The organism is Rufibacter tibetensis (assembly GCF_001310085.1).
Lineage (GTDB): Bacteria > Bacteroidota > Bacteroidia > Cytophagales > Hymenobacteraceae > Nibribacter > Nibribacter tibetensis.
In genome coordinates this window covers 3,333,645-3,345,567 of sequence record NZ_CP012643.1, presented here as the reverse complement: position 1 = coordinate 3,345,567, position 11,923 = coordinate 3,333,645, and the positions used below count along the sequence as shown (strand labels likewise).

Here is an 11,923-nt window from a genome sequence, read left to right as displayed (position 1 = left end):
GTATCATTAAAAACGGGCACGGGCAGCATTTGTGTCAGGGAACCTGAGCTTATTAGAGCCCATCTTTGCACAAAGGTTTAATCACTACTGTTCATTTCTTACAACAACCCTAACCCCTTTCTGTTTTAAGCCTCCTTTTCCTAAATGGGTCCTAAAACAGAAAGGCCCGGACTTAAGCCCGGGCCTTTCAAATTATCTATGAAGATTAACTACAAGTGAATTACCTCACCATATGCGGCAGCGGCAGCTTCCATCACGGCTTCAGACATAGTTGGGTGCGGGTGAACGGCTTTGATGATCTCATGACCAGTAGTTTCCAGTTTACGGGCTACCACAATCTCCGCGATCATCTCGGTTACGTTGGCGCCAATCATGTGGGCTCCTAAGAACTCACCGTATTTAGCGTCAAAAATCACTTTCACAAAACCATCTTTGTTTCCGCCGGCGCTGGCTTTACCAGAAGCGGAGAACGGGAACTTGCCAACTTTGATTTCGCGGCCCAGTTCACGGCACTCTTTTTCCGTGTAGCCTACAGACGCGATTTCTGGGTAGCAATACGTACAACCCGGGATGTTTTTGTAGTCTAACGGCTCTGGGTTGTGACCAGCAATGGCCTCTACGCAGATGATGCCTTCGGCAGAGGCAACGTGTGCCAAAGCAGGACCTTTCACAATGTCACCAATGGCGTATACGCCTGGTACATTGGTGCGGTAGAAATCATCGGTTAGAACACGGCCGCGCTCTACGCCTACGCCCAGTTCTTCCAGACCCAGGTTCTCCAGGTTAGTTTGGATACCCACAGCAGAAAGAACTACATCGGCTTCAATAATTTCCTCGCCTTTGGCAGTTTTGATTTTCACCACGCAGCCTTCGCCGCTGGTGTCTACGCTCTGCACTTCAGAGTTGGTCATCACGTTGATGCCCGATTTCTTGAAGGATTTCTCCAATTGCTTAGAGATCTCCTCGTCTTCTACCGGAACAATGTTAGGCAGGAACTCCACCACGGTTACCTCAGTACCCATGGCGTTGTAGAAATAGGCGAACTCAATGCCAATGGCACCGGAACCTACCACTACCATTCTTTTCGGCTGGTTTTCCAGCACCATGGCCTGGCGGTAGCCAATGATTTTCTTGCCGTCAATAGGCAGGTTTGGCAGCTCGCGTGAGCGGGCACCGGTAGCCAGAATGATGTGTGCTGCTTCGTAAATTTCGGAAGCGCCTTCAGCGTTGGTCACTTCTAATTGGCCTTGGCCTTTCAGTTTGCCGTAACCGGCAATATGGTCAATCTTGTTTTTGCGGAACAGGAATTGGATGCCTTTGCTCATGCCTTGGGCAACGCCCCGGCTACGGGCTACCACAGCCCCAAAATCAGCAGAAGCCTCGCCTACGTTAATGCCGTAATCTTTGGCGTGCTGGATGTACTCAAATACTTGTGCGCTTTTAAGCAAGGCTTTGGTAGGGATACAGCCCCAGTTCAGGCAGATACCGCCCAACTCAGCTTTCTCCACCACGCCTACTTTCATACCCAATTGTGATGCGCGGATGGCGGCTACGTAACCACCGGGGCCGCTACCCACCACTATCAAATCATATTTTGATGCCATGTGTCTGGATGTAAGGTTATGTTAGGCAAAGCTACATCATAATCGGGCTTTTGCCAAGTTTATAACTGAGATGCATTTTTACTCCTGTTTTTTAAAAATCAGGCCCAAAAGGCGGGCAGGCTACAAAGCCAAAGCCCCTGTTGCCCCTTTTCTGGTTGTTCTACCATAAAGGGCATCTTTGGCAACTGAAACAATCTTACCTTAGCAGAAAGGCAGCTGTCTCTGTAGAACTTACCTTAACGCACATGAAGATTCTATCCTTTGGCGAAATCCTGTTTGACATTATTGAGGGCGACCCTTACCTGGGAGGCGCTCCCCTGAACTTTGCCGCCCACTCGGCCCAGTGCGGTTCCGAGGCCTATATTTTCTCGGCCGTGGGCAAAGATGACTTAGGCCAACTGGCCTTGGACAAGATAGAAGCCTTGGGCGTGCAGACCACCTTGATTCAACAGGAGGAAGATCACCCAACCGGCACAGTGCAGGTAGTGTTAGACAATGGGCAACCCGACTACACCATTGTGCAGGACGTGGCCTATGATTTCATCCAGTTTCCGGAAAACGCCGAGGACATTTGGGCCATCGCCTATGACGTGCTGTACTTCGGCACCCTGGCGCAACGCAGCGAAACCTCCAAAGAAACCTTGCGGCAGCTAACGGAGCAGCAAACATTTCAACACATTTTCTATGATGTAAACCTGCGCAAAGAGTCCTATACCGAGGAAATCATCAGGGCATCGCTCCCGCTTTGTACCATCCTGAAGCTGAATGAGGAAGAGGTAACGGTACTTTCGGGCATGCTGTACGGGCAGGAACTAGAGCCCCAAGCCTTTGCCGAAAAAATCACGGAGGAGTATGGCACCCAAGTCATCCTCATCACGGCAGGCGCCAAAGGCTGTTACGTCTATGAGCAGGGGCAACTGTCCTTCTCCCCCGCTGAGCCGGTGACTGTGGCAGACGCCATTGGCGCGGGAGATGCCTTCAGTGCGGCCTTTGTGTTTAAGTACCTGAACGGGGAAACCGCTGCCCATGCAGCCACAATGGCGAACAAACTGGGTGGCTATGTGGCTTCTCAACGTGGCCCAATCCCAGCTTATTCAAAGGAAATCAAAGCAGCATTAGGTGTAGAATAATTCCGCTTGATGGCCCATCCATAGATTTCGCCACAAAAAGTATATTGCTGTTTCATTCCATCACCCTAACCAATCCTGTTCCGCATGTTGTATCGCTTAGTTGCTTTCTTGCTAGTTGCTTTGGTGACCGGTGCGAAAGCGCAGACTAAAAATGAGCTGGTCATTGAGACTAAAAACTTGCATCTGGTGCTTTCGGTGGGTGCCAACCAGAAGCTGTATCAAAGTTATCTGGGCCCCAAACTCACCGAGGTGTCTGAATACGCCAAACTGCAGCCAGAGCACGAAGCCTACGTTACTGCTGGGACCGAAAACCTGTTTGAACCAGCTATCAGGGTCACGCATAACGACGGAAACCCCTCGTTGGATCTGCGGTATGCCTCCAGTAGAACTGAAAAGCAAGACAACATCAGCACCACCCACATCACCCTCAAAGACCCTAAATACCCGGTGGAAGTAACGCTTCATTTTTCAGCCTATTTTCAGGAAGACGTGATTAAAACCTGGACCGAGATTAAGCACCAGGAAAAGAAACCGGTGGTGCTCACGCAGTACGCTTCGGCCATGCTGCACTTTGATGCGCCGCAGTACTACCTCACTCAGTTCCACGGCGATTGGGCCGAGGAGATGCGCATGGAGGAAAGCAAACTTACCAGTGGCACCAAAGTATTAGACAGCAAACTGGGCAGCCGCGCCAACATGTACCAGACCCCGGTGTTCTTTCTGTCCAAAAACAAACTCGCTGATGAAACCACTGGTGAGGTGCTGGCGGGCACGCTGGCCTGGACCGGAAACTTCCGGTTTGCGTTTGACATGGACGAGAAGCAGTCGCTCAGGATGGTGGCCGGCATTAACCCGTACGCCTCTGAATATAAACTCCCGAAAGGCGAAACCTTCACCACACCTGCTTTCATCTTTACCTACAGCACCCAGGGCAAAGGCACCGCCAGCCGTAACTTCCACCGGTGGGGCCGTACCTACGGCATCTTGGACGGAAACGAATCAAGGTACACGCTCCTCAATAACTGGGAAGCCACCTACTTTGATTTCAATGAAGTGAAGCTTTCCGGCTTGTTTGAGGATGCGGCTAAACTAGGTGTAGACTTATTTCTGCTGGACGATGGCTGGTTTGCGAACAAATATCCACGCAACAGCGATGGAGCCGGGCTGGGCGATTGGCAAGAAAACAAAGAAAAACTGCCGAACGGCATTGGGCACTTGATCAAAGACGCCGAAAGCAAAGGCATGAAGTTCGGGATCTGGCTGGAGCCCGAAATGGTGAACCCCAAAAGCGAACTCTACGAGAAGCACCCCGAATGGATTCTAAAACTGCCCAACCGCGAAGAGCACCTCTACCGCAACCAGCTCATTCTGGACTTGGTCAACCCCAAGGTGCAGGATTTTGTCTTCAATGTTGTAGACAACCTGCTCACCAAGCACCCCAACATTGCCTACATCAAATGGGACAACAACCGGATGATGACCAACGCCTTCTCTCCGTACCTGAAGGAAAACCAGTCACACCTGTACATTGACTATAACCGCAGCTTGTACAAAGTGTTGGACCGGGTACGCAAGAAATACCCGCACCTACCCATCATGCTGTGCTCCGGTGGCGGCGGGCGCACCGATTATGGTGCCCTCCCCTACTTCACTTCGTTCTGGCCCAGCGACAACACCGACGGCGTGGAACGCATTTTCATCCAGTGGGGCTATTCGTATTTCTTCCCGTCCATCGCGCTTTCCAGCCACGTGACCTCCTGGGGAAAACAGTCCCTGAAGTTCCGGACCGATGTGGCTATGATGGGTAAACTGGGCTTCGACCAAGAAATTGGCAAATGGACCAAGGAGGAACTTGCTTTCAGCCAACAGGCTGTCAAGAACTACAAACGCGTGAGCGAGGTCATCTGGAAAGGCGATTTGTACCGGCTGGTTTCCCCGTATGAAGGTAACCGGGCCTCCGTGATGTACGTGGCGCCCGCACAGGACAAAGCGGTGCTGTATGCCTACAACCTGCACACCCGCTTCAATGAAACCATGTTCCCGGTGACCCTACAAGGACTGGATCCGAAGAAGACCTACAGAATAGAAGAAATCAACCTTTTCCCGGGCACCAAATCCAACTTTGCAGCTAATGGCAAAAATTTCTCCGGCGATTACCTCATGAAAGTTGGGTTACCCATTGCCCCAGACGCCAATGCGCTCACCAGCCATATTTATGAAATAACCGCACAGTAACGCCGGCCCCACCTCCACTCTTTTATTTTGATAGATTTTGTGGGCGAACGGTAATGGTGCTTCTTCAATGCTTTTTTAGTTCGCTCACAAGATCCTTTCAGGATGACAGAAGAATAAGTAGTGTTTAGATTTTTAGGGGGTTTCTTAAAAACTGCCTAAAAACCACATAGAAAAGAGCTCCTTCAGCCTACAACTGAAGGAGCTCTTTTCTATGTGGTTTTCAGAAATCAACCTTAAATCGTGGGTGTACCACCAGTTACCTGCACGGTAGAACCGGTCATGTAGCTGGAACCTTCAGAGGCTAGCAATACATAGATCGCCGACAGTTCCACGGGTTGGCCGGGGCGTTTCAATGGCGTGTCTTTCCCGAAGGTTTTCACTTGTTCCTCTGGCATGGTAGCCGGAATGAGTGGTGTCCAGATGGGTCCCGGTGCCACGCAGTTCACCCGTATACCTTTGTCTGCTAAGATCTGGCCCAGGTTGGCAGTAAAGTTCTGGATAGCACCTTTGGTGGCGGCGTAGGCCAACAGCAAAGGCGATGGCTTATAGGCGTTCACCGACGTAGTATTGATGATGGTGCTGCCCGGTTTCATGTGCGGCTCGGCGGCTTTGCACAGGTAGAACATGGCGTACACATTGGTTTTGAACGTCCGGTCAAACTCCTCACTGGGAATGTCCTGCAACGACTCACGCGCCATTTGGAAAGCGGCGTTGTTCACCAGAATGTCAATTTGCCCGAATTCGTCTACCGCCCGCTGCACAATGGTTTTGCAATGCGCCTCGTCACTGATGTCACCGGGTACCAGAACTGCTTTCCGGCCTTCCTGCTCTATCCACTTGGCAGTATCTTGGGCGTCTTCCTCCTCGTTCAGGTAGGAAATCAACACATCGGCTCCCTCGCGGGCGAAGGCAATGGCTACCGCTTTGCCTATTCCGGAGTCGCCGCCGGTGATGACGGCTTTACGGCCCACTAGTTTCCCCGACCCTTTGTAGGACTCCTCGCCATGATCGGGTTTGATCTTCATTTCTGACTCTTCGCCCGGCTCGCTTTGGGTAGACTCAGAAAAAGGGGGCGCATCAAATTTTTTGGTAGGGTCTTGTTGTTTGTTTTCTTCTTCCTGGTTCATAGTTTCTACATGGTTAGATCTGTAACACCCATTTTGAAACGAGCGCAAAAGCAAAGGGTTGAACTCCAAACCGCTGAAGCACACCAATCTTAACCAAAAGAAAACATCAGGGGTAACTTTCAGTATTAATTCCAAACAATGCTGCTGCCATGGCTTCCGTATTTCCCACTGCCTATTCCACTTTACGTGCAGATGCGCTTGCCTCATTTGTTTCAGAGCAGTACAACCTGGGCGCTGCGCAAGGCGAGTTCCTGACCAGGGGCGTGGGTGATACGTATCTGATTGCAACCCCAGATACCCGTTACATCCTGCGGGTGTACCGAGCCTCACACAGAAACTACGCGCAAGTACAAACTGAAACCGACTTGCTTTTAGCCCTGAAGGAAGCCGGGGTTTCTGTCTCCTACCCGGTTACGGATGCAACCGGAAAGGTGATACAAACCCTACCAGCCGCAGAAGGAGACCGGTGTGCAGTGTTGTTCACCTATGCGCCCGGCCGCATGGTGCCTCAGCTAAGTGACAAACAGTTGCGGCTCCTGGGACAGGAAATGGCCAGGTTCCATCATGTATCTGCCTCCGTTCACATGAGCGACGCACGTTGGCTGCTGAATGTTGAAACAACCCTTACTAAACCTATTCAAGCTATTAAAGGCTTCTTCGCTGAAGCCCCAGAAGACTACGAGTGGCTGCAAGACGCTGCGGCCAAAGCGCAAGAACGCCTGGCGCAGTTCAACACCAGTGCTTTTTCTTTTGGCTATTGCCACTATGATTTCTTCCCGAAGAACTTCCACTTTGACGGTGACGAGAAACTCACCCTTTTTGACTTTGACTTCTTGGGGCGTGGGTATTTGGTAAATGATGTCATGACCTTCTGGCAACACCTGTGCCTTGACGTGCATTATGGTAAAATGACCCAGGAAACTGCTGACCAAGCCTTCTTTAATTTCCTAACCGCTTACCGAGAGGTACGCCCGCTTTCAGAGGAAGAACTGGCGGCCATTCCCTACCTTGCCTTAGGCTTCTGGGTATTTTACCTCGGCTTTTACGCCACGCATGACCACTTTCTTCCGCTGTTACAAAAGCCCAGATTGAAGGTTCGCATGCAATTGATCAGGCAGATTATGGAGCGTTATTGGGAAAAGGACCTGAAACCAGGTGACTCTTCATTTTCCTGATTCCCTTAAGGATAGCGAAAGTAGACGCGTGGCAGTAGACAAATGGATGTAAGAGCCGTATACTCGCACTTTAATTGGCTCCTCCAGAAACTATCTGTTGAAAATACCCTGTGGGCAGCCTTCCTTTTATCATGACAACACCTATTTCCTCCCCCGCTCATCCGGAACTTACCAAACTCAATTTATGGGTGATGACCATTGCTACGGGTATGGTAGTGGCGAACCTGTACTACAACCAACCGTTGCTAGGCCGCATCTCTGAAACCTTTGGGGTTACAGAGGCCTCGGCGGGTAGTTTGGCTATGTTGACCCAGATTGGCTACGCAGTGGGCATGCTCTTTATCATTCCGCTGGGCGATATGCTGCGCCGGAAACGGCTGATCATGGTAGATTTTGCCGCCATCATCATTGCCTTACTTCTGGCAGCCTTCTCGGTGAACATTCAAATGCTTATGGCGGCTAGTTTCCTAATAGGGGCCACCTCAGTAGTACCACAGCTGCTGATTCCCATGGCCGCCCACCTGGCCAAACCGGAGACCCGCGGCCGAACCGTAGGCTTTGTGATGAGTGGTTTGTTGATTGGCATTCTCCTTTCCCGCACCGTTAGTGGGTTTGTAGGTGCGCACCTGGGCTGGAGGGCCATGTTCTACATTGCGTCAGGCATGATGCTGGTGCTGTGGGGAGCGCTGTACTTTCTTTTACCTGAGGTACCCTCTGATTTTAAGGGAAACTACAAAAGCCTGATGAAATCTCTGGTGCACCTGGTACGGGACCAACCCATGCTGCGTCTGGTGGCCTTTCGTGGCGCTCTGTGTTACGCCACCTTTGGAGCATTCTGGACTACGTTGGTGTTTCTGTTGGAAGAACCGCCTTTCAACGCAGGTAGTGACGTGGCCGGCCTTTTCGGGTTGGTAGGAGCTGGGGGTGCTCTGGCCGCAGGTTACATGGGAAAACTCAACGACCGGGGAAATGCCTTTTCCATTACAACCTTCAGCATTGCGCTTATTGTGTTTTCCTATGTAGTGTTCGGGTTCTCGGGCAGCAGCATTATTGGATTAGTGATTGGTGTAATTCTCCTTGATCTGGGCGTGCAGGCCACCCATATTTCTAACCAGGCGTTTATCTTCTCCCTTATTCCGGAAGCCCGAAACCGATTAAATACCGTGTACATGGTCACCTATTTTGTGGGAGGAGCATCCGGTACGTTCATCGCGAGCCAAGCATGGCACCTCTGGAAATGGAACGGCGTAGTAGCAGTTGGCTTAGTATTCTCTATCCTGGCTTTGGTGCTGCACCTGGTGTTCATGCGCGCAGATAAACCTGCTTATTCAGCCGTGAAGCAAGTCTAAGGTCTTCAAAACTCTGAAGCCGAATTGGGGCTGTTTTCTGGAAAATAGCCCCAATTCGGCTTCAGAGTTTTTAGTTAATGAAGTGACTTAGTAAGCTGGAGCTACGGACGGCTCTCCATATTTCTGCACTTCTACTAAGGGCTCTTCTCCATTGGGTAAAGTCACTTTGAACAGGTAATCATATTGAAAGTCGGCAATTTCAGAAACTGGCTTTTTTCCACTTAGTGCTTCTACCAAAGGCAATACCGTATTGGAGTGTCCGGCCACTACCACTGTTTTGCCGGCATACTCCTGCTTTATTTTCTGTGCCAATCCTGCATAATCTTGCGCCTCATAGATCTGGACCTTTTGTTTCTGGGCAGTGGCCAAAGGTTGAAGCGTTTGTTGCGTGCGTTTGTACTTGGTGGCGAAAAGAGCCGCCACTGGAACGGAAGCCAACTGGTTCTTCAGCACCTCGGTCCGTTTACGGCCTGCTTCTGACAAAACGGGGTCATCAGTCATGTTTCCGTTGGAAGCAGCTTTCTCGGCGTGACGCACTAAATACACTACTGTTTTAGCAGCTTGACCTTTCCTTATGGTTTCGGCAGCATGCGCTTTTTTACCAGTGCCTTTTTGGGCAGTACAACTAAACAGAACACAAATGCTCAGCAAACATGTGAGCAGCAGCGGAAATTTCAAGGATTTTATCATTAGGCTTACGTCAGGTTAAGGCTCGTTTTAAAACGGATAAACTACAGGAAAAAAAGCTAAACCAAATGTAATAAGTTACCGGAACAAAGCCCTACAAAGGAGGCGCAGAGTAACGTCCCCTAATTACATTACTTCCTGACCTGCTTCTCAGCTTTCCTTTACGGGAACCTCACAAAGGGCACTATTTGGCAGCCGTATTTCAAATGTGGTACCCTCGCCTACCTTGCTCCTGACTGAAATTTCACCACCCGCATTTTCTACAATGCGCTTCACAATGTACAAGCCCACGCCAGATCCGTCCACGTGCTGGTGCACGCGTTTGAACATGCCAAAGATTTGACTTAAGTGGTGTTCTTCTATGCCCAGCCCGTTGTCTTCAATGCTGATGGAAACACCATTTTCACCGTAGGTACTTGTAGATACCCGCACCTCTGGGGCACGGTCCGGATGCCGGTATTTTATGCTGTTACTAATAAGGTTGTACAGTACGCTCCGGAGGTTCTTCTTAGAGAAACAGATAGCCGGAGCCGCGGTTACTTGGGTTGTAATGGTGGCACGGCTGGTAAAGATCTGTTCAGCATTCACTATTTTAAATTCCTCCACCAGATCGTCAAGGTTCACCATTTCCTGGCTTGTTTCTACCCGCTTCTGAATTTTAGAGATTTCGGTAAGCTCATCAATGGTGTTCTTGAACCTGATGATTGCTTTTTCAATCATGAGCAGCAAAGGTGCTACCGGTTCTGTTTCAGTCCCCAAGTCATGCAACTCTTCCTGAAGGGCTTTCACCAACCCTTGCAGGTTGGCAATCGGAGATTTCAAATCATGCGAAGCAGTATAAACAAAATTGTCCAGATCGGCGTTGGTGCGTTCCAGATCTGCGTTCTTCTGGGTAAGCTCGGTATTCATGTTCTGTAACTCCTGCTGCGTTGCCGCTAAGCGGTCAATTAGGAGTTTTTGCTCATGAATGTCGGTAGCGGTGCCAAACCACTTAAGCACCTCCCCTTCTTCATTTTTCAACGGAATTGCCCTGGCCAGATACCAGCGGTACTCCCCTGTCCAATGCCTCACCCTAAATTCAATCTCATACACCTGGCCAGTTTCAACAGACCGGGCCCATGTTGCCGCCGCACGATGTGCATCATCGGGGTGCAGCGCAGAAATCCATTGTTCGCCTAAAACAGTTGTTTTAGGCAATCCGGTGTACTCGCGCCAGTGGCCGTTCACGTAATCCAACTCCCCGTTTACGGTGGCGGTAAAGGCAATCTGGGGCATAGCCGAAAGCAAGGTTTGCATTTGCGCTACCGTGTCTATCAGCTCCTGGCGGTTTTTTTTCTCTTCTGTAATGTCACGCACCTCAATCACAGTAGAGATGGGTACTCCTTTCTCGTCAAAAATAGGGCTTGCCGCACAGGAAACCGGGAAAGAGGAACCGTCTTTGCGGAAGAACACATCTTCATGGGCCCGCACGTCAAAGTTCTGGGGCAAAGCCCGGTCTAACGGACAATCTTCTAAAGCATAGTGGGAACCATCTGGCCGATGATGATGAATCATGTAATGTAGCTGCTTCTCCCTGATTTCTTCAAAGGTGTAGCCCACCATCTCTTCAGCAGCTGGGTTCATGAACGTGCAATACCCGGTGGCATCCATCATGAAGAGCGCTCCCGTGGCATTATTAGTAATGGTTTTGGTTAAATAATTCTGTTTTTCAAGCTCCTGAGTTCTGTTCTGGATTCTGTTCTCCAGGTCACTGTTCAGGGCCTGGAGAGCTGCGTTAGATTCTTTTAATTCCTCTTCCAGTTGCCGGCGCTCTTTCAGCACCATTCCCCATTCAATGGCAGTACCCGCCAGATCAGCCGCCAGTTCTAAGAGCTGTATTTCCTCCTCAGAAGGCACTCTTTCAGTTTTGTAATAGATCGCGAAGGTACCCAACACACTTCCATCCTGGGAAGAAAGAATGGGTTGCGACCAGCAGGCATGTAAGCCATGCTCCAGAGCCACCTGATAATTTGCCCACTTAGGATCTACTGCTATACTTTCCACCACTACCCGCTCTCCGGTGAACGCTGCTGTACCACAAGAACCAGCTAATGGGCCAATCTGGGTTCCATCAATTGCTTTAGAGTAGGCTTCCGGTAAACTTGGGGCGCTTAGGTGGCGTAGCTTCTGATCCTTTAATAATAGTACCGATGGAAAAATGTCTGGGTAAGCCTTTTCAAGGGTGAGGATAAGGGTGTCCATTACTTCTGCAAGGGAGGCACCGCTCATTAAATTTTTCCTTACTTGGCGTTGGGCAGCGTTAAAGATGGCTGCTGCTGAAGGTTTGCTCAAAAAATCAGGTGATTGGCTCGTAAATGACATGAAGGGCGGATTACTGCAAGGCAAACTACTACTTTATTAGCTCAACGGAGGAAAAGTTTTTCTATAACTCTTTCTGCCTGTAAATGTTTCACTCCCCTTAACAGAGACCAAAGCCCTTAAAACCTAAGCTTGAGCTACTCCTAAGGGCCTTTAAACTTCTAATTAGCCTAATAATATTTGCCTAATACATACGAAGCAGGGGTAAATCTTAGATTAGGTGTCCGGTTTCTGCACTTAAGATTTCAAACACCTTCG

8 protein-coding genes are annotated in these 11,923 nt (G+C 50.0%); 4 read left to right on the top strand and 4 right to left on the bottom strand.

The features are described 5' to 3' along the window. Nucleotides 1-209: 209 nt before the first annotated feature. Nucleotides 210-1,604, bottom strand: coding sequence for a dihydrolipoyl dehydrogenase (lpdA, locus tag DC20_RS13735; RefSeq protein ID WP_062544358.1), 1,395 nt, complete (start codon nt 1,602-1,604; stop codon nt 210-212). Between the two features lie 245 nt (nt 1,605-1,849). Between lpdA and DC20_RS13730 the strand changes: the two genes are divergently transcribed. Continuing rightward, nucleotides 1,850-2,734 (top strand): carbohydrate kinase family protein, encoded by an 885-nt coding sequence (locus tag DC20_RS13730; RefSeq protein WP_062545960.1) that lies wholly within the window; start codon nt 1,850-1,852, stop codon nt 2,732-2,734. Nucleotides 2,735-2,818: 84 nt separating this feature from the next. Next, nucleotides 2,819-4,969 (top strand): alpha-galactosidase, encoded by a 2,151-nt coding sequence (locus DC20_RS13725; protein ID WP_062544357.1) that lies wholly within the window; start codon nt 2,819-2,821, stop codon nt 4,967-4,969. A 233-nt stretch (nt 4,970-5,202) separates the two neighbouring features. Here the strand turns inward: DC20_RS13725 and DC20_RS13720 are convergent, their stop codons facing one another. Continuing rightward, a complete protein-coding gene (locus DC20_RS13720; protein ID WP_062545959.1) occupies nt 5,203-6,096 on the bottom strand; it encodes an SDR family oxidoreductase in 894 nt (297 codons plus the stop codon). Nucleotides 6,097-6,245: 149 nt separating this feature from the next. Here DC20_RS13720 and DC20_RS13715 point away from each other — a divergent pair, with 149 nt between their 5' ends. Both DC20_RS13715 and DC20_RS13710 read left to right on the top strand, forming a co-directional pair. Then, on the top strand, nt 6,246-7,271 hold the full coding sequence (locus DC20_RS13715; RefSeq protein ID WP_062544356.1) for a phosphotransferase enzyme family protein: 1,026 nt from the start codon (nt 6,246-6,248) through the stop codon (nt 7,269-7,271). Between the two features lie 131 nt (nt 7,272-7,402). Next, a complete protein-coding gene (locus DC20_RS13710) occupies nt 7,403-8,620 on the top strand; it encodes an MFS transporter (RefSeq protein ID WP_062544355.1) in 1,218 nt (405 codons plus the stop codon). 87 nt (nt 8,621-8,707) lie between these two features. Here the strand turns inward: DC20_RS13710 and DC20_RS13705 are convergent, their stop codons facing one another. Both DC20_RS13705 and DC20_RS13700 read right to left on the bottom strand, forming a co-directional pair. Beyond that, complete coding sequence (locus tag DC20_RS13705) at nt 8,708-9,310, bottom strand: SixA phosphatase family protein (RefSeq protein ID WP_062544354.1); 603 nt, start codon at nt 9,308-9,310, stop codon at nt 8,708-8,710. 147 nt (nt 9,311-9,457) lie between these two features. Beyond that, on the bottom strand, nt 9,458-11,638 hold the full coding sequence (locus tag DC20_RS13700; protein WP_169788183.1) for a PAS domain S-box protein: 2,181 nt from the start codon (nt 11,636-11,638) through the stop codon (nt 9,458-9,460). Nucleotides 11,639-11,923: the final 285 nt, after the last annotated feature.

Excerpts from the sequence above, each read along its gene's own strand:
- lpdA (WP_062544358.1), bottom strand. The coding sequence starts at position 1,604 with ATGGCATCAAAATATGATTTGATAGTGGTGGGTAGCGGCCCCGGTGGT.
- DC20_RS13730 (WP_062545960.1), top strand. The coding sequence starts at position 1,850 with ATGAAGATTCTATCCTTTGGCGAAATCCTGTTTGACATTATTGAGGGC.
- DC20_RS13725 (WP_062544357.1), top strand. The coding sequence starts at position 2,819 with ATGTTGTATCGCTTAGTTGCTTTCTTGCTAGTTGCTTTGGTGACCGGT.
- DC20_RS13720 (WP_062545959.1), bottom strand. The coding sequence starts at position 6,096 with ATGAACCAGGAAGAAGAAAACAAACAACAAGACCCTACCAAAAAATTT.
- DC20_RS13715 (WP_062544356.1), top strand. The coding sequence starts at position 6,246 with ATGGCTTCCGTATTTCCCACTGCCTATTCCACTTTACGTGCAGATGCG.
- DC20_RS13710 (WP_062544355.1), top strand. The coding sequence starts at position 7,403 with ATGACAACACCTATTTCCTCCCCCGCTCATCCGGAACTTACCAAACTC.
- DC20_RS13705 (WP_062544354.1), bottom strand. The coding sequence starts at position 9,310 with ATGATAAAATCCTTGAAATTTCCGCTGCTGCTCACATGTTTGCTGAGC.